At 72.3% G+C, this 18,684-nt stretch carries 10 protein-coding genes; 8 read left to right on the top strand and 2 right to left on the bottom strand.

Annotation, left to right across the window (positions count from 1 at the left end):
- Positions 1-3: 3 nt before the first annotated feature.
- Entirely contained in the window at positions 4-1,668 is a 1,665-nt protein-coding gene (locus IE272_RS18825) for a B12-binding domain-containing radical SAM protein (RefSeq protein ID WP_050357459.1), read from the bottom strand.
- Positions 1,669-1,841: 173 nt separating this feature from the next.
- Between IE272_RS18825 and IE272_RS18820 the strand changes: the two genes are divergently transcribed.
- On the top strand, positions 1,842-2,996 hold the full coding sequence (locus IE272_RS18820; protein WP_056699131.1) for a sulfatase: 1,155 nt from the start codon (positions 1,842-1,844) through the stop codon (positions 2,994-2,996).
- Positions 2,993-4,348: an MFS transporter gene (locus IE272_RS18815; RefSeq protein ID WP_190007316.1), complete on the top strand. Its 1,356-nt coding sequence runs from the start codon at positions 2,993-2,995 to the stop codon at positions 4,346-4,348. Before IE272_RS18820 ends, IE272_RS18815 begins: the two co-directional genes overlap by 4 nt.
- On the opposite strand, the gene IE272_RS18810 is transcribed toward IE272_RS18815, so the two are convergent.
- Positions 4,256-5,275 carry a ParB/RepB/Spo0J family partition protein gene (locus IE272_RS18810; RefSeq protein ID WP_190007315.1) on the bottom strand — a complete coding sequence of 340 codons (1,020 nt, stop codon included), beginning with the start codon at positions 5,273-5,275 and terminating at the stop codon, positions 4,256-4,258. The two genes, IE272_RS18815 and IE272_RS18810, sit on opposite strands and share 93 nt — an antisense overlap.
- Before the next feature lie 341 nt (positions 5,276-5,616).
- Between IE272_RS18810 and IE272_RS18805 the strand changes: the two genes are divergently transcribed.
- Genes IE272_RS18805 through IE272_RS18780 form a run of 6 tightly spaced genes read left to right on the top strand, consistent with a single transcriptional unit; the run spans position 5,617 to position 18,682 of the window.
- Positions 5,617-7,272, top strand: a complete 1,656-nt coding sequence (locus tag IE272_RS18805; protein ID WP_190007314.1) for a non-ribosomal peptide synthetase — start codon at positions 5,617-5,619, stop codon at positions 7,270-7,272.
- The gene (locus IE272_RS18800) at positions 7,269-8,537 is read left to right on the top strand and encodes an FAD-dependent oxidoreductase (protein WP_190007313.1); all 1,269 of its coding nucleotides are present in this window, start codon (positions 7,269-7,271) and stop codon (positions 8,535-8,537) included. The genes IE272_RS18805 and IE272_RS18800 overlap by 4 nt, the downstream gene beginning before the upstream one ends.
- Positions 8,531-9,103 (top strand): DUF6875 domain-containing protein, encoded by a 573-nt coding sequence (locus IE272_RS18795; protein ID WP_050357453.1) that lies wholly within the window; start codon positions 8,531-8,533, stop codon positions 9,101-9,103. Before IE272_RS18800 ends, IE272_RS18795 begins: the two co-directional genes overlap by 7 nt.
- Entirely contained in the window at positions 9,100-16,440 is a 7,341-nt protein-coding gene (locus tag IE272_RS18790) for a non-ribosomal peptide synthetase (protein ID WP_190007312.1), read from the top strand. Before IE272_RS18795 ends, IE272_RS18790 begins: the two co-directional genes overlap by 4 nt.
- A 2-nt stretch (positions 16,441-16,442) precedes the next feature.
- A complete protein-coding gene (locus IE272_RS18785) occupies positions 16,443-17,420 on the top strand; it encodes a class I SAM-dependent methyltransferase (RefSeq protein ID WP_229897342.1) in 978 nt (325 codons plus the stop codon).
- Positions 17,417-18,682, top strand: coding sequence for a cytochrome P450 family protein (locus IE272_RS18780; RefSeq protein WP_229897341.1), 1,266 nt, complete (start codon positions 17,417-17,419; stop codon positions 18,680-18,682). Before IE272_RS18785 ends, IE272_RS18780 begins: the two co-directional genes overlap by 4 nt.
- The last annotated feature ends 2 nt before the right edge of the window (positions 18,683-18,684 follow it).

The following is an 18,684-nucleotide window of genomic DNA, read 5'->3' as shown; positions in this document are numbered from 1 at the left end:
CGGTCAGCCCCCGACCGCGAGCTTCTTCGCGCCGCAGTCCATCAGCGTGCTCCCGGCCTCGGCCACCGCCGGGTCGGCCACCTTGTCCAAGGTGTACTGCTCGGAACCGGGAACCAGGGGCGCGGCGGCGGAACTCCACTCCGCGCGCCAGCCGTTCCCGGCGTACGACGTCGACCGCTCGGTTCCGTCGGCCGGCTGCGGGTGGAAGTACTGGAAGTGCTCCGGCCAGTGCTGGAAGTCCATCACCGGGCCGGGCTGATAGGCGTCGTACACCCGTTTGTACGCATCCCGGCAGACCCGCTCGGGCAGCCCGCTCACGTTCAGGAACTCGTCCTCGTGCAGCGCCTGTTCGACCGACAGCCAGTTCAGGTGGTCGACCTCGCTGCGGATCACCTTGTTCCGCACCGCGTCCTGGTACACCGTCGTACCGGGCATGGCCGACAGGTACTTCACCCGGGTCACATGGTTGTACTGCTCGGCGAACTGCACCATGTCCGACAAGGACTCCTCGGTCTCGTTCGGCAGACCGACGATGAGCAGCGAGCCGAACCGCACGCCGCCCTCGAACGTGGTGCGCATCGCGCGGACGGTCAGGTTCTCGCTGCTGCCCTTGCGCGCCTCGCGCAACACCTCGCGGCCCAGCGACTCGACGCCGTACAGGATGATGTCCGCCCCCGCCTCCCGCATCGCGTCGATGCGCGGCACGTCCATGTCGGCGCACCGGGTCAGACAGGTCCACCGCAGATCGTGCTGGGAGATCACGTCGCACATCTCGATGGTCTGGCCGCGGTGCGAGCTGAACGTGAGGTCGACGAAGAAGCAGAACTCCACGCCGTACCGGGTCTTCAGCCAGTCGAGGTCGCGGTCCATCTTCTCCGGCGACTTCGCCCGCACCTGCGGGGTGGTGCGGTAGCAGAACGAGCAGTCCATCTTGCAGCCGCGGCTGTAGGACGAGATCACCTGCGGCTGCATGCCGAGCGGCGACCGCGACTGGGGCCACAGTTCGAGCCGCATCCTGGGCAGCGCGTCGAGATCCATCATCTGGCCACGCGGCGGCGTGCGGCGCGCGTTGCCTTTCTCGTCCCGGTAGCAGATGCCCTTGACGGTCGGGAGGTCGTGCTTCCACGAGCCGCGGGCGTAACTCTCCATCAGCTCCAGGATGGTGATCTCGCCCTCGCTGATCACCGCGATGTCGCAGTCGGTGTCGGACATGAACACCGACGGGGCGGAAGTGACCAGCGAGCCGCCGCAGATGATCGGGATGTCCGGGTGCGATGCGCGGACCATCGCCATCAGCGCGCGGCAGAACGGGAAGTTGTCCTCGAACGTGCACACACCGAGCACATCGGTGCCTTCGTTGATCTGCTCGTACGCCGCCTGCAGTGGGTTCGGGGTGTAGCGGACGTCGACGATGCGCACCGGATATCCGGCGTTGTGCAGCACGGTCGAGATGTACGTCGCCCCTTCGTAGGGGGAGGTGAGGAAGAACTCCCAACCGCGCGGCATGGTGAACGGCGAGGGCCCGACGACGAGGGTGAACCTCGGCAGCGCGGGATCGACCGGCACCGGTTCGGCGTCCTGGTCGCGCATCTGATCGATGTAGCGCTGGTCGACGGTGCCGTTCGCGTCGGCATACAGCTCCAGTGCCAGGGACAACTTGCGCGCCATGTGAATGCTCCCTCGCTTCACGGTCGTGGAGTCTCCGCCGCGTAACTGTAGGAGCGGGATGCGCTGTTCAGCACGGGTGTTCATGCCCGCCCGTTGGTCGTTGTCGAACGCGGGGAGCCGGTTGTTAGCTTCGGTGCCGCCCGGCGTCGACAGAGGAACGCGGAGGAATCCCGGTGACCGCACAGCCGAACATCCTGTTCATCTCCCTGGACACCGTCCGCGCCGACGTGGCCTATTCCGGGAAGTACCCCGGTGTGGAGCGGCTGCGCGCGAGCGGGGTCAGCTTCACGCAGGCGATCTCGTCGTGCCCCCTGACGCCGGTGAGTCACGCCACGGTGTTCACCGGGCTCCAGCCGCCCCGCCACGGGGTCAGGCACCTGTTCCGCGAAGCGCTGGACAAGCGGGTTCCTACGCTGGCGGAGCGCCTGTCGGCGGCCGGGTACACGACCGGCGCGGTGGTGTCCTGCCCCGGCCTGAACCAGTGGTACGGGATCGACCGCGGGTTCGACTTCTACGACGACGAGATCCCGCTGCTGCCGGACGGCCGGGACCCGCTGTCGGTCGGCGACGTGAAGCTGCGCGGGCTGGCGCTCAAGCGCGCGCCGGTGGTGGTCGAACGCGCCACCCGCTGGCTCCGGTCGCTGGACGGCGCCGGCCCGTTCTTCCTGTTCGCGCACTTCTTCGACGCGCACTGGCCGTACGAGCCGCCGGAGGACGTCGGCGTCGAGGTGGCGAACCCGTACGAGGGCGAGATCGCCTACACCGACCACTACGTCCAGCTCCTGCTGCGCCGCATCGCCGAGATGGGCCACGACATCGACTCGATGCTGGTGGTGTGCTTCTCCGACCACGGCGAGGACCTGGCCGGGTGGTACCCCAACGACCACGCCGGCGACCTCGGCCACCCGTACGAGGAGGGCCACGGCTGCCTGCTGTTCGACGCGACCCAGCACGTGCCGCTGGTCATCAGCGGCCCCGGGGTGCCGGTGGGGACGAGCGTGGACAGCCAGGTGCGGCTGGTCGACATCATGCCGACGGTGCTCGACCATCTCGGGCTGGACCCGCTGCCGTCGGACGGCGCCTCGCTGACCGAGTTCTTCGAGGGCGGTACCGGGGCGTCCCGCGAGGCGTACTCGGAGACCTACTTCCCGCAGGAGCGGGCCGCCGCATCGGACGACTACCCGGACCTGAAGGCGCTGCACGCCGTGCGGTCGGACGGGCGGAAGGTGATCTGGGAGGCGGACGGGCGGCAGGTGTGGGTCTACGACCTCGCCACCGATCCCGACGAGCTGGGCGGGCGGGTTCTCGTGTCCGGCGAGGACGCGTGAAACCAGGGACGGCCCCGGCGCCGCGTTCGGTCCGCCGGGTGCTGATCGCGAGCACGATCGGCACCGCCATCGAGTGGTACGACTTCTACCTGTACGCGACGGCGTCCGCGCTGGTGTTCGGCCCGCTGTTCTTCCCGGGATCGTCGGCTGCCGGCGGTGTGCTCGCGTCGTTCGCCACCTACGCGGCCGGGTTCGTCGCGCGCCCGCTGGGCGGCCTGCTGTTCGGCCACTTCGGCGACCGGGTGGGTCGCAAGTCGATGATGGTGTGGACGCTGCTCATCATGGGCATCGCCACGTTCGGCGTCGGCCTGCTGCCCACCTATGAAACGGCCGGTGTGCTCGCTCCGGTCCTGTTGGTGACGTTGCGCGTCGCCCAGGGCATCGGCATCGGCGGCGAATGGGGAAGCGCGGTGCTGCTCAGCACCGAGCACGGCCCGCCCGGACGCCGGGGCTTCTTCAGCAGTTGGCCCGCGATGGGCTTCGCGCTGGCGCTGTTCGGCAGCAACCTCACCTTCGTGCTGATCTCCGGGCTGCCCGATGAGGACTTCCTGACCTGGGGGTGGCGGCTGCCGTTCCTGGGGTCGATCGTCCTGGTCGGCATCGGTATCTGGGTCCGGCTGGGCATCGAGGAGACACCGGAGTTCGTGCGGGGCCGGGCGGAGAACCGTCCCGCCCGGGTGCCGGTGATCATGGTGCTGCGGAGGTGGCCGCGCCGCGTGGTGATCGGCATTCTCGCCTCGCTCGGCACGGGGTCGGTGATCGCGATGTTCACCGTCTTCCTGGTGGCGCACGCGGCGGAGGCCGGGCCTCAGGTGCGGTCGACCGTGCTGACCGGGCTGATGATCGCGGCCCTGGGAGAGTGCGTGACCCTGCCGGTGTTCGGCGCGCTGTCCGATCGGTTCGGCCGCCGGCCGGTCATGATCTTCGGCTACGCGGTCTCGGTGGCGGCGATGATCCCGGCGGGCGCCTGGCTGTCCTCGGGCGATCCGACGCTGGTCGCCCTGGTGCTCGTCCCCGCGCTGACCATCGCGCACGGCGCGATCTACGGTGGTCTGGCGGCGTTCCTGGTGGACCTGTTCCCGACCATGGTGCGGTTCTCCGCGATCGCCGTGACCTACCAGGTCGGCGTCACCATCTCCAGCTTCTGGCCGCTGGTCGCGGTCGCGATCACCGGCGACGCGTCGTCGCTGCTTCCGGTGGTCGCGCTGTTCGCGGTGGTCCAGATGACGGCGGCCGTCGCCGTGGCGTGCGCGCCGGACTCACGCGCTGACGCGGACCTGGTCGCGGACCCGGCAGGCGAGCGCCGACCAGTCGGCCGCGCAGTCCATGGCGAGATCGGCGACGACCGGTGACCAGCGCTGGGGGACGGCGGCGGCGAGGCGGTCCCACTGCGCGGCGTCGAGCGTGTTGGCGTCGAGCAGCCGCAGGAGCGCGCGGCCGATCTCGGAGAACCGCAACGACGGATCGGTGCGCAGCGCGAGCAGGAACCGGTCGCGTTCGGCGCGAGGCGTGCCGGTGGTGTGCTTGCCGTCGGTGGTGATGCCACCGCCGGTGGTGTTGCCCGGACCATGGTGCTCCGGTGCGTTGCTTTCCGCCCGGTGTCCGGTGGAAAGGCGATATCGCGGCGGAACGGGATCCTCGCCGCGGCGCATTCTTTCCCGGACGTCCCGGGCGGTGCCGACCGATATTCCGGCGATGCGGGCAATCGCCCGTAGCGAAAGATCCGGGTCGTTCGAAATTGCCTGGCTCGCCATCATGCGTCCGTGGGAGGCGTCGAGTGGCCGCACCTTTCCGTCGCGGCCGAGGCGGGTGTGCAACTGAGTCATTTCCCCGGTTGTACGCTGCCGGATCGCGGCCACCGTCTTGGTGGACAATCCGGCTGTCGACGCGATCAGGCGGTCCGAAAGATGCGGATGCGACGCGAGGATCCGGGAGGCGGCGGCGGTGCGGTCGGCCAGCGTCAGAGGCAACCCCTGGGTCACGTTGGCGCTCACGGCCAGCACGAACGCGTCCTCCTCCGTGCAGTCGACGAACAGCGCACCGATGGTGGCATCCCCGCGCAGCCTCGCCGCACGCAGGCGGTGCACGCCGTCGATCACCTGCATGGTCGGCCGGTGAACGAGGATCGGCGGGAGGTCGTCCCGGCACTGCGCGAGCGCGCTGACGTGGTCGGGACGGGAGCCGGCGACCCGTACGAGACACGTTTCGGTCACCTGGTCGACCGGCACGAACGTCGGCAGCGTGTCCGTCGGCTGCGCACCCAGCGATGTCCTGCTCATCCGAACTCCTCCAGATGGCCAACCCATTTCCGAGCACAACGTGGTCACGCTCGGCAGCGCTTGACCGATCAGATCCCGGGAATCGGCTACAAGATACTGGCCAGGTTATGGCACCGAACAGACCGGCGAGACAAAGTTTCCCTTAGTAAGTTCTCATGATTGCCGAGCAGTCGGCGCATCGGGTGAGCGTCGAAGTAAGCAGCTCGTTGACCTCGTTGACACCGATCCGCGTTATAGGACAGAGTTCCCTCCGTTCCCCCAATGGATTTCCGTGGGTCACGGAGTGTGAAATCGTAGTGGACGCGCGAATAGATACGGCGAATTGTTTACCGGCCAGGACGATGGTGGGGATGTTCCGGCGCCAGGTCGTCCGGGCCCCGGATGCGACAGCGGTGGTCGCCGCCGACCGCACGCTCTCCTACGGTGAGCTCGACGCCCGCGCTTCCGCGGTGGCGTGCGGGCTGCGGGACCGCGGGATCGGGCCGGACGACATCGTCGCCGTCGCGATCCCGCGTGGCGCGGAGATGGTGGTGGCTGTCGTCGCCGTGCTCGCCGCAGGAGCCGCGTACCTGCCGGTCGACTCCGCCCAGCCACCGGACCGGGTGGCCGCCGTGCTCGCCGACGCCCGTCCCGCCCTGGTGCTGACACCGGCGGAGCTACGGGCGCTGGAGGCCTCGTCTGCGTCCGCCGCCCCGGTGGCGGATCCCGATCCGGCGAACGCCGCCTACGTCATCTACACCTCGGGCTCGACCGGAAAGCCCAAGGGCGTGGTCGTTCCGCATGCGGGGATCGCCCACCTCGTCGCGGCGCAACGGGAACGTTTCGGTGCCCGACCGGGTGCCAGGGTTCTGCAGTACGCGTCGGTCGGCTTCGATGTGGCCGTCGCCGACCTCTGCATGGCGCTGCTCACCGGGGCCACGCTCGTTCTCGCACCGCCCGAGGGCCTTCCGCCCGGCGAGCCGTTCGCCCGGTTCGTCGCCGAGCACGGCGTCACCCACGTGTGCATGCCACCGAGCGCGCTCGCCACCCAGCCGGACCTGGCACTGCCTTCGGTCACCTGCCTGATCGTCGCGGGGGAGGCGCCGGGCCGGGACCTCGTCGCCCGCTGGTCCGCCGGCCGCCGGATGATCAATGCCTACGGTCCGACCGAGACGACCGCGTGCGCCACCATGAGCGCGCCGCTCACCGGCGGCCCGGTGGTGCCGATCGGGGCGGCGATCCCCGGCACCGGACTACGGGTGCTGGACGAGACGTGCGCCCCGGCCGCCGAGGGCGAGCTGTACATCGGCGGCGCCGGGGTCGCGCGCGGCTATCTGGGCTGCCCCGGGGCGACCGCGCAGCGGTTCGTCGCCGACCCGTGGGGTCCGCCCGGGGCGCGCATGTTCCGCACCGGCGACCTGGTCCGTGTGCTGCCGGGCGGTGACCTGCTGTTCCTCGGCCGGGCCGACGACCAGGTGAAGATCCGCGGGTACCGGGTCGAGCCGGCCGAGGTGGAGGCCGTGCTCGGCGCTCACCCGGCGGTGGCGCGTGCGGCGGTCGTCGCCCGCCCAGGACCGCTCGGCGCCTACCTGGTGGGCTACGTGGTGCCGCGCGGGGCGAGCGTGCCGGACCTGCGCGCGCACCTCGCCGAGCGGCTGCCGGCCCACCTCGTCCCGGACGTGATCGAGGTGGTCGGGTACTTCCCGTCGACCCCCAACGGAAAACTGGACCGGGCCGCCTTCGCCGAGCCCGCCCGTCGGGCGCCGGGCACGCTCGCCGACGACCTGGCCCGGCTGTTCGCCGAGGTGCTGTCGGTGGATGCGGTCGCACCGGACGACGACTTCTTCGCCCTCGGCGGCACCTCGCTCATGGCCACCGCGCTGGTCAGCCGCATGCGGCTCGAACTGGCCGTGGAAGAAGCGTCCGTGGCCACCGTGTTCGACGCCTCCACACCCGCCGATCTCGCCGAAGTCCTGTCCGCGACGGACCCGGTGGACCCGGCCAGGGGCCGGTCATGAACGTCGTCGTCGTCGGGGCGGGTATGGCGGGAACCATGCTGGCCATCCGCCTGGCCCGCCGCGGCCACCGGGTGGACGTGGTGGAGCGGCGCGGCGATCCACGCGGCACGAACGGCCCGGAAGCCGCGTCGATCAGTGTCGGGCTGTCCGAACGCGGGCGTGCGGCGCTGCGCGACATCGGTCTCCTCGAAAAGGCCCTGGCCACAGCGGTTCCCATGCGCGGGCGGATCGTCCACCACCGCGGCCGGGTCAGCTACCAGCCCTACGGCACGGACGACACCGAGGTGCTGCACTCGGTCCGCCGCCACGACCTCAACATCGCCCTGCTCGATGCGGCCGCATCGGTTCCCCGGGTGCGACTGTGGTTCGGGCACCGCGTCACCGGCCTGGCCGGTACCGAGGTGCGGACCCCGGCCCGGACGTTCTCGGCGGATCTTGTCGTGGGCGCGGACGGTGCGTACTCGACCGTGCGCACACACCTGCACCGCCGGGTGCGCGCCGAGTTCCACCGGACATATCTGGACTGGGGCTACCGGGAGTTCACCATCCCGGCCGTCGACCGTCCGGAGGCGTTGCACGTGTGGCCCGGCCGACGGGGACTGGTGGTGGCACACCCCAACCCGGACGGATCGCTGACCGGCACCGTGTTCCTGCCGTTCGACGGCGATACCGGGTTCTCCGGGCTGCGCGACCCGGCGCGGGCCGGGGCGTTCCTGGCCGAGGAGTTCGGCGACCTGACCGATCTGGTGCCGGACCTGGTCCCGCAGTTCCTCGCACACGAGCCGGGCAGCCTGGTGTCGGTACGCACCGCGCCGTGGCAGCACGACCGTGTCGTCCTCGTCGGCGACGCCGCGCACGCCGTGTTCCCGTTCTACGGCCAGGGGATGAACGCCGCGTTCGAGGACTGCGCTGTGCTCGACGCGTGCCTCGCCGAGCACACCCCGGACGACGCGCTCGCTGCGTTCGAGGCCCGCCGCCGCCCGCACACCGACGTGCTCGCCGAGTTGTCCGCGCGCAACTTCGTGGAGCTGCGCGACCGGGTGCGGTCACCGGTGTTCCTGGCCCGCAAGCGGATCGATTTCACGCTGGGCCGCCTGGTACCGGGGTGGCGGACGCTGTACGCGATGATCAGCCACAGCAGCCTCCCGTACGGCGACGCGCTCGCCCGGGCCCACCGCCAGGACCGCCTCCTCGGCGGGTTCGTCGGGCTCGGCGGAGTCACGTTGCTCGCTGCGGCGCGGCGGAAGCGGAGCGGAAGATGCTGAGCCACCCGTCGGGTGACGTCGCGCTGTTCCAGCCGGACCACCCGGACCTGCCTGCCGCCGCCGAGGTGGTGCTGGCCTGGGCGCGGTCCTACCTGTGCCGACCGCACCCCGATCTGGGGCGGGGCGGCGACGTCTGTCCGTACACGGCCGTCTCGCTGGAACGGGGTGGGCTCTTCCTCGCCGTGCACCCCGGACGGCCGGACCTGCGGGCGGTGATGACCGCCTACCGCGACTGGTTCCCCGCCCTGCCGCCGAGTGAGGGGGCGCAGGCCAGATATCGGACGGTCCTGGTGGTGCTGCCGGACGTCACGCCCGGGGAGATCGACCGCACGCAGCGGGAGCTGAAACCCGGGTTCGTGGAACGCGGCCTGATGATCGGCGAGTTCCACCCGGGACCGCCGTCCGCGCCCGGCCTGTGGAACGCGGACTTCCGCCCGATGCGCAGCCCGGTGCCCTTGCTGGCGGTGCGGCACATGGTGGCCGCCGACGCACCGTTCCTGCGGGCGGACCCGGAGCATCTGAGGGCGTACCGAAACCGTTTCGGGGACAGGGGAGCGTACCGATGACGGTCCCGCTCCCGCCCGGGGCCCGACGGCTCTGGTTCCAGGAGGTGTTCGCCGATGGCGCACCCCTGCACAACAACCCGGCGGTGTTCCGCCTGACCGGCCCCGTGTCGGCGGACGCGCTTCGGCGCGCGGCGGATCTGGTGCTGGCCCGGCACCCGGTGCTGCGCACCACGTTCCACGAGGTCGACGGCGAGCCGGTCGGACGGGTGGGTCCGGTGGGCGTCGCGGACGCCATGGTGCGGACAGTGCCGGCCGCGGACGCCGAGGCGTTCGCGGCGCGGGCCGCCCGGGAGCCGTTCGACCTGAGCACCGGGCCGCTGTTCCGGATCCGGCTGGGCCGGATCACGCCGACCGACCACATACTGGTGGTCAACACGCATCACGCGGTCGTCGACGGCAGGTCACTGTCGGTGCTGTGCGGGGAGATCAGCGCCCTGTACGCCGACCCGGACCGGCCACTTCCGGATCCCGGAGCACCGCCGGACACCATCGACCACGACCCGTCCCGCCGGGCGTCCGATCTGGACGGTGTGCCGGACCTGCTCACCCTGCCCACCGACCGGCCCCGCCCGAGGATGCGCGCCTTCCGGGGGGAGTTGCGCCGCCACGCCGTTCCCGAGGGCCTCACCGCGCGGGTCGACGCACTCGCCCGCGCCACACGTGCCACCCGGTTCGTCGTGCTGCAGGCCGCGTATGCCGCCACGTTGGGCACGACGGCGGGTCAGGACGACGTCGTGGTCGCCACCCTGGTGTCCGGGCGGCCGGGGCCGGAGTTCTCCGGCGTCGTCGGGATGTTCGTGAACCCGGTGCCGTTGCGGGTGGGGATCGGCGGCGATCCGACGTTCCGCGAGCTGGTGGCCAGGGCCCGCCGCGCGGTCGCGGCGGGACTGGCCGGCGCGGCGGTCCCGTTCGACCGGATCGTCGAGGCGGCCGGCGCCTCCCGCGACCCCAGCCACGCGCCGCTGTGCCAGGCGCACCTCGTGATGCAGGACCCACCCGAGATGGTGCTCCCCGGCGTGCGGGCCGACCGGATGCTGCCGGACACGGGCACGGCCGACGTCGACCTCACCGTGATGGTGGAGTCCGGCGGCACGGAGATGGCCGTGGTCACCGAGCACGACACGGACCTGTTCGACGGTGCGACGGTCGACGGTGTCGCCGGGCGGCTGCTGGCCCTGCTGGACCGTGCGTGCGCCGACCCCGATCGCCGGTTGTCGGCGTTGACGGCAGGGCCTCCGGTGGCGGCCGCGTCGGAGGCCGGGCCGGCCGGTGCTCCGGTGCCGTCGACCGTGCTGGAGCTGATCCGGTTCGGCGCGGACGGGCTCGCGGTGGGGGAGTTGTCCTACGCCGGGCTGGAGCGCCGTTCGGCGGCGCTGGCCTCGGTGCTGCGGGCGAAGGGCGCCGGGCCGGAAGTATGGGTCGCGGTGGACCTGCCGCGCGGTACGGACCTGGTGGTGGCCGTCCTCGGGATCTGGCGGGCGGGCGCGGTGTACGTGCCGGTGGAACCTTCGTGGCCCGCGCCGAGGCGCAGGGCCGTCACCGGGGCCGCCCGCGTCGTGCTGACCGAGATCCCGGATCTGCCGGAGGAGTTCGAGCCCGTCGATTCCGGTATCTCGCCCGAGTCACTGGCGTACGTGCTCCACACGTCCGGGTCGACCGGCCACCCGAAGGCGGTGGGCGTGCCGCACCGCGCGGTGGCCGGGATGCTGGCGCGGTCGACGGCGTTGGTGGGGCTGGGTGCCGGGGACGTGGTGGCGGCGCTGATCTCCCCGGCGTTCGACATCTCTGTGTGGGAGCTGGTGGGGCCGCTGACGGTGGGCGCCCGGGTGGTGACGGTACCGCCGGAGACCGTCGTGGACGGTCCCGCGCTGGCGCGGCGTCTGACGGCCGAGGCGGTCACGGTCGTCCAGGTCACCCCGTCGGTGTGGGCGGTGCTGGATGCGGCCGGGGGCGTGCCGGAGTGCGTGCGGGTGCGGGTGTCGATCGGGGAGGTGCTGACGCCGGAACTGGCCGGGGCGCTGGGCGGGGCCGAGCTGTGGAACGCGTACGGCCCGACCGAGACGACGATCTGGTCGACCGCCGAGCGGGTGCACCGAGGCCGCCCGTTCGGTATCGGCGACCCGCTCGACGGCGTGGCCGTGTATCTGCTGAACGCGGGCCTGCGACCGGTGGACGACGACGTGGTCGGCGAGGTGTACCTGGGGGGTTTCCCGCTGGCGCGCGGCTATCTCGGTGCGCCCGGCCGGTCGGCGGCGAGGTTCGTCGCCGACCCGTTCTCGCCGGTCCCCGGCGCGCGCATGTACGCGACGGGCGACCTGGCGCGCCGTCGGCCGGGCGGTGTCGTCGAGTTCGTCGGGCGGGTGGACGCACAGCTCAAGGTGCGTGGTCACCGAGTGGAACCGGCCGAGGTGGAGGCGGCGCTGCGGGCGGACCCGGAGGTCGCCGACGCCCGCGTGACCGGTGACGGTGACCGTCTGGTGGCCTACGCGCTACCGGTCGTCGGGCGGCCCCGCTGGGCGAGGGTGCGGGAGCGGCTGAGCCGGGTCCTTCCCGCCTACCTGGTGCCGTCGGTGATGGTGGCCGTGGACGCGTTCCCGCTGACCAGCTCCGGAAAGCTGAACCTACGCGCTCTGCCCCCACCGGTGGAGGAAGCAGCCGCCGCTGATCCCCACCCGGGGCTGGAGACCACGATCGCGGAGATCTTCGCGGGCCTGCTGGCCCGGCCGGTGAGCCGCGACGACGACTTCTTCCAGTCCGGCTGCCATTCCCTGGCTGCGGTGAAGGCCGTCGCCAGGATCCGGGCGGCCGTCGGTGTGGAGGTGACGATCAGAACCCTGTTCGCCCACCCCACCGTCGCCGCCCTGGCCGCCGCGATCGAAGCGGGCCGGGGCGGTCCCGACACTCCGGAGATCCCGAACACCTCGAACGCCCCGGAGCCGGTGGCCACTCCACCAGGACAGCTGTCCGGCCCGCAGCACGGACTGTGGCTCATCCACCAGGCGGGCCAGGACGACGGCGCCTACGTCGTGCACGCCGCGGTCCGGTTGGAGGGTGCGCTGGACGAGGCGGACCTGCGTGCCAGGTTCGCCCACACCCTGGCCACCCATCCCGTCCTGCGATCGGCGATCGTCGTCCATGACGACACCCCGCGGCTGAGCGCGGCGCCGTACACGGACGCGTTGCCGCCGAGGGCCTGGCACACCACCGACCTGAGCGCTCACGTGGACCCGTGGCCGGAGGCCGTGCGCCTGGCCGCCCGGGACGCCGACCACCCCTTCGACCTGACCCGGCGCCCGTTGGTGCGGGCACACCTGATCAGAACCGCCCCCATGACGCATCTCCTGACGATCACCGCGCACCACATCATCTGTGACGACACGTCGATGTCGATCCTGATGACGACCCTGACCACCGGGAATCCGGTCACCTCGCCCCTGCCCGTTGCCACGGACGTCCAGGGGCCGGACCCCGTGCTCAGCACGGAGTCCGGCGCACCGGAACCACCCGTCCCCGAGCCGGCGGCCCCGGGGCCACGGCGGCGAACCGCCGAGTTCTGGGCGGAAACACTCCTCGACGCCCCGCCCGCCTCCGGACCTTCGCCGGACAGCCCGTACGGCACGGCCCCGACCTCCGCGTCGGACGGATCGCCGTACCCGGAATCCGGTCCGGGCCCGGCTCGCTCCCGCCGCACGGGCGCCGCCCCCGGTGCCACCCACCGGTTCACCGTCCCGGCCGGCCTCGCCCGGCGCTTCGCCACCTGGTGCCGGGGCGAGCGGGCCACCACCTTCGCCGGTCTCCTCGCCGTCTTCGCCATCCTCTCCTCCACCCGGGACGGTGGTGACGACCTCGTCGTCGGCGTTCCGGTCAGCACCCGCCCGGCCGGGTGGGACGACGTGATCGGCATGTTCGTCACGACCCTCCCGCTCCGGCTCCGCACCAACCGTCGGTCCACCCCCCGCGCCCTGCTCGCCGACGCCGCCGGGGTGGTGGCCGCCGCGATGGACCACGCCGACATCTCGCCGGCCGACATTCTCACCACGGTCCCCACCACGCGGGAGGGCCACCCGTTGTTCCGGACGATGCTGGTCCTCAACCGCGAGACGGCCCCCGTCACCTTCGCCGGCCTGACCGCCACCCCGCTGCCGATCGACCGTGCCACCAGCCGTTTCGACCTCACCCTCCACATCAGGGAACGCGAGGGCGAGTGGCCCGCCCTCATCGACTACCGCACCGACCGGTACGAGGCGGACACGATCACCAGGATCGCCGACCAGGTGCTGGCGGTCATGGAGGCCGTAGCACGCCACCCCGGTCTTCCCCTGGCGCACCTGGACCTGTTGTCCCCGGCCGACAGCGCCGTCCACACCGCTCTCGGCAGCCGGTCCGATCCGGCCTCCTCCGGCGGACCGGACACGCCGTCCACCGGCCCGGCCGTCCACACACGCCCGGCCGCCACGACCGTGGTGGACCTGATCGCGGCCCGTGCCGCCCGGACCCCTGACGACACCGCCGTCCTGGACCTCGCCGCCGCCCCCCTCACCTACCGTGACCTGGACCGCAGATCCTCGGCCGTCGCCCGCCACCTGACCGATTCCGGCGTCCGGAGCGAGGAGCCGGTCGCGATCACCATCCCGGCCGGCGCCGACGCGATCATCGCGATCCTCGGCGTGCTCAAGGCGGGCGGATGCTTCGTCCCCATCGACCCCGCCCAGCCGCCCTCCCGCCGACATGCCCTGATCACCGCCGCCGGTGCGAGGACCGTCCTGACCCGCGACGACCTCGTCGCCGCCGGCCGGCACGAACTCACGCCCATCCACCCGTCCCAGCTCGCCTACGTCGTCCACACCTCCGGGTCCACCGGCGAACCCAAGGGCGTCGAAGTACAGCACGACACCCTTCTCGACCTCACCACCGCGTTCATCGCCGAACACGGCCTCACCCCCGCGCACCGACTCCTCATGGTCCCGCCCCTGCACTTCGACGCCGCGTTCGGCGACATCTTCCCGGTCCTCGCGGCGGGGGCCACCCTGGTGATCCACCCCGACCCGGGCAGCCTCACCGGACCGGACCTCCTCGCGCTCTGCGTCGAGCACCGCGTCTCCGCGGTGGACACGGCGGCTCCCCTCTGGCAGCGCTGGGTGGCCGATCTCGCCGGAGAACACCTCCCGTTGGAGATCATGATGGTCGGCGGAGACATCGTCCCGGCGGCAGCCGTCCGCGCGTGGGCGAAGCACGGCGTTCCCCTCCACAACCACTACGGACCGACGGAAGCCACCGTCTGCGCGACCAGCCACCGCACCGTCGACGGCCGCGAGCACCCCACCCGACTGCCGATCGGCCGCCCGCTGCGACACGTCCGCATCCACCTCCTCGACCCGGCTCTGCGCCGGGTGCCCGTCGGTGTGGTCGGTGAGGTCTACATCGGAGGGACGGCGCCCGCCCGGGGGTACCGGGGAAACCCGGCAGCTACCGCCGCGGCGTTCTTCGCCGACCCGTACGGCGACCGTCCCGGCGCCCGCATGTACCGGACCGGCGACCTCGCGATGCTGAACCCGCACGGCACGCTCGAATTCGTCGGCCGGGCCGACGACCAGGTCAAGATCCGCGGCAATCGGGTGGAGCCGGGGGAGGTGGCGGCCGTGCTCGCCGCGCACCCGGCCGTCGCGGAAGCCGTGGTGGTGGCCAGGGGCGACCGCCTCATCGGCTATGTCGGCGCCCCGACCCCGACCGCCCCGACCCCGACCGCCCCCACCCGGAACGCGTCCATCGGGACCGCCCCGACCCCGACCCCGACCGCGTCCGACTCGCGGGTCGCCGTCCCGGACGTTCCCGGCCTGCGCGCCTTCTGCGCCGACCGCCTGCCCGCGCACCTCGTGCCGGACACCGTGGTCGTGCTCGATGCCCTTCCCACCACAAGCACCGGCAAAGTCGACCGCACCGCTCTCCCCGAACCTCCCATGAGCCCCTCCGTCCCGGCGGATCCGCCCCGGACCACCACCGAGCGAGCCGTGGCCGCCATCTGGGCCACCGTTCTCGACCGGTCCGACGTGGACCGCACCACTGACTTCTTCGCCATCGGCGGGCACTCGCTCATCGCCGCCCACGTCCTCGCCGCGGTCCGCGACCGCCTGGGCGTCACCGTGCCGATGCGCACGCTCTTCACCGCCCCCACCGTGGCGGCGTTCGCGGCAGCCATGGATGACGGCACTTCGGCGGACCTGCCCACGGTCGACCGGTTGCGCGCCGACGCCGTCCCCCCACCCGAAGTCCGTCTCCGCACCGTCCACCTATCCGGCGCCCCCTCGGCCGGAACGCCGCGCCGCATCCTCCTCACCGGCGCCACCGGCTTCCTCGGTCACCACCTCCTCGACCAGCTCCTGGCCCGGACGGACGCCCGGATCCACTGCCTCGTCCGCCAGGGCTCGATCCATCGGCTGCCGGTCACCGACCGCGTGATCCCGGTGCCCGGAGACCTGTCCGCACCGGGCCTCGGCCTGTCCCCGAAGGATCACGACACCCTCACGACCGTGGACGCGATCTACCACAACGCCGCAGTTCCGCACTTCGCCGCGCCCTACCATGCCCTCAAAGCCGCCCACGTCGACGCCACCGCCGCGATCCTGCGCCTGGCCGGCGACAGCGGCGCCCCGCTGCACCTGGTCTCCACCCTCGGCGTCTTCCTCGGCGACGCCCACGACGGCCGCGTCGTCACCGAGGCCGACGCTCCCACCGACCCGAGCGGCCTCACCAGCGGCTACGACCTCAGCAAATGGGTGGCCGACGCCATGGCCGTCGCCGCCCGCGGCCACGGTCTGCCCGTCTCGGTCCACCGCATCGCGGCCATCGTCGGCGACACCGCCACCGGCGCCGCCGACCCGCGCTCCGCGTTCAGCCGCTGGCTGACCGGATGCGTCGCCGCGGGCGCTGTCCCGGACACCGCCGAGGTGCTGGACATGGTGCCCGTGGACACGGTGGCCGCGGCGATCGTCGCGCTCTCGCAGGCCCCGGAGCTCCTGGGCCGGGACCACCACTACCACGGCGACGGCGGCCTCACCCGTGCCGCCCTTGCCGCCGCCCTCACTGCGGCCGGTCACCCGGTCGAGGTGGTGCCGTACCACCGATGGCGGGAGCGGATGCTCGCCGACCCGGCCGGGCCCTTCGCCCCGCTCGCCTTCTCCCTGCCCGAACGACCCCGCCCGCACCCGCGGTTCGACTGCTCCCGCACCTGGGCCGCAGCGGCCGGGGCGGGGGTGGGGTTCCCCCCGGCCGACGAGCGAATGCTGCGCAGGCACCTGGACTTCCTCACCGGTGCCGGTGCGCTTTCCGGAAATGGATGAGCATGCCCTTGCCCGAAGAATCCTCCGGTGTCCCGGCTCCGGTGCTGGACCGGCTCGGCGCGGCCGGATACCGAGCCATGATCGCCGGTGTCCGGCTCGGGGTGTTCACCGCACTGGAAACCGGTCCGCTGTCCGTCGACGAACTGGCCACCACGATCGACGGTGACCCGGCCGGGGTACGCAGCCTGGTGAACGTCCTGGTGACCTTCGGCTACCTGCGGCACGACGAGGACGGGGTCACGACCGCCGCGACACCCGGCCCGGTGGACGCCGAACTGTTCTGGCACGAGGTCCTGTTCGAGCACTGGGCCGACGTCGAGGACACCATCCGCACCGGCACACCCCGCCGCGGCTTCTACACCTGGCTGCGCGAGCGCCCCGCCACCTCGGCCCGCCTGCGCCGGATGCTCGCCGGCGCCGCCGCGGACCTGGCCGATGACATCGCCGCCGCGCTGCCTCCCGCGGCGACCGTCCTGGACATCGGAGGCGGCCACGGCGACCACTCCGTCGAACTGTGCCGCCGTCGCCCGGACGTACGGGTCACCGTCCTCGACCTGCCCGAGACCGTCACCGCCCTCCGCGAGGACGCCCCGCCGGACCGGATGACGGCGCGGGCAGGCGACTACCTCACCGACGACCTGGGTTCCGGGCACGACCTGGTGCTGCTGTTCAACGTCCTGCACGGCCACCGCCCCGAGGAATGCCGCGACCTGTTCCGGCGCGCGGCGAAATCGTTGTCCCCCGCGGGAAGCATCGCCGTCCTCGACCACGACCGGGAACCGCCGGCCGGGCTGGGCCCGGCCGCTGCCGGGTTCCTTGGTATGTTCGACCTGACGCTGTGGCAGGGCCACGGGGGCGGCGTGCACCGCTTCGCCGACCTGGCGGCATGGCTGGGCGAGGCCGGGCTCACCGAGACACGGGTCGTGCCGCTCGCCGCGTCCCCGCTGGAGAAGCTGCTGATCGCCGGTCGGCCGTCGTGACCGCCGACCCGTACCCCGGCTACGCCTGGTTGCGCGAGCACGACCCGGTCTGCCCTGTCGGCGGCCCGCACGTCCCGGGCCGGATGTGGCTGGTGACCCGGTACGACGACGTCCGCGCCTGTCTGGCGGACCGCCGCCTGGGCAGTGGCGCCCCGGTCAACCCCGACCCGCACGCGCCCGGTCTGTCGAATCTGGACGATCCCGGACACACCCGGCTGCGTCGGCTCGTCGCCGCGGCGTTCACCCCCGCCGCGGTGTCCCGCCTGCGCGATCGCACCGCCCGGACCTGTGCGCGCGCCGTCGAGGCGTTCGCGGGGCGGGGGAGCGCGGACCTCGTCGCCGAATACACCCGGGAGGTCCCGGTCGCCGTCATGCACGATCTGCTCGGCGTCCCGGAAGCCGAGCGCGCGCCCGCCGCCGACGTGCTGGACCTGTGGTACCGCGCGAAGTTCCAGCAGCCGCGTGACGAGGTGAAGCTGGCCGAGTTGCTCGGTTACGTCCGGAAGCTGGTGGCCTACAAGCGATCGCACCCGGGGGACGACCTGCCGACGCGGTTGATCGAGTCCGGCGCGCTGACCGGGGACGAGCTGGACGTGATGGTCATGACGCTGATCGGCGCCGGTCACATCACCACGATCCAGTTCCTCGGAACCACCGTCCTGCGCCTGCTCGGCCACCCCGGCCGGCGAGCCGCCCTGCTCGGCGGTGACATCGACTGGTCCCGGGCGATCAACGAGCTGCTGCGCCTGGACTCGCCGTCGCACGTGGCGGAGTACCGGTATGCGAGCGAGGACATGACGATCGCGGGCGCCCATGTGGCAGAGGGCGACGTGGTGCTGCTGTCGCTGGCGGCGGCGAACCGCGACCCGAACCGGTTCCCCGACCCCGGCGCGCTGGACCTCACCCGTGATGCCCGCCCGCACCTGGCGTTCGGCCACGGCGCGCACACCTGCCTCGGCAGTCATCTGGTGAAGCTGGAGACGGAGATCGCGATCACCACGTTGTTCGGCCGCCTGCCGGACCTGACCCTGGACATCCCGAGCGGCGAGGTCGACTGGGGCTACGCCCCGACGTTCCGCGGCCCCCGGGCTCTCCCGGTCACCTTCACCCCCTCCCGAGCGCCGAAGACCTGGTCTCCGCCGGGGGCCGCGGGCACGCGTCCGCCGCGCCCGCCGGTTCCTTGCGGCCGCATTGGTCTGGACCGCAACGGGCTGCCTGCTACCGTCGGCCGTGAAGATCGCGGCGACGGTGAAGAGGGGTAGCG

Origin of the sequence: Streptomyces anulatus, assembly GCF_014650675.1 — a bacterium.
GTDB lineage: Bacteria > Actinomycetota > Actinomycetes > Streptomycetales > Streptomycetaceae > Streptomyces > Streptomyces anulatus.
This window is presented reverse-complemented; position numbering and strand designations above follow the sequence as displayed.

Bases quoted from the DNA above. Each gene is read 5' to 3' on its own strand.
- IE272_RS18810 (WP_190007315.1), bottom strand. From the start codon at position 5,275: ATGAGCAGGACATCGCTGGGTGCGCAGCCGACGGACACGCTGCCGACG.
- IE272_RS18800 (WP_190007313.1), top strand. From the start codon at position 7,269: ATGAACGTCGTCGTCGTCGGGGCGGGTATGGCGGGAACCATGCTGGCC.
- IE272_RS18785 (WP_229897342.1), top strand. From the start codon at position 16,443: ATGCCCTTGCCCGAAGAATCCTCCGGTGTCCCGGCTCCGGTGCTGGAC.
- IE272_RS18825 (WP_050357459.1), bottom strand. From the start codon at position 1,668: ATGGCGCGCAAGTTGTCCCTGGCACTGGAGCTGTATGCCGACGCGAAC.
- IE272_RS18805 (WP_190007314.1), top strand. From the start codon at position 5,617: ATGGTGGGGATGTTCCGGCGCCAGGTCGTCCGGGCCCCGGATGCGACA.
- IE272_RS18790 (WP_190007312.1), top strand. From the start codon at position 9,100: ATGACGGTCCCGCTCCCGCCCGGGGCCCGACGGCTCTGGTTCCAGGAG.
- IE272_RS18795 (WP_050357453.1), top strand. From the start codon at position 8,531: ATGCTGAGCCACCCGTCGGGTGACGTCGCGCTGTTCCAGCCGGACCAC.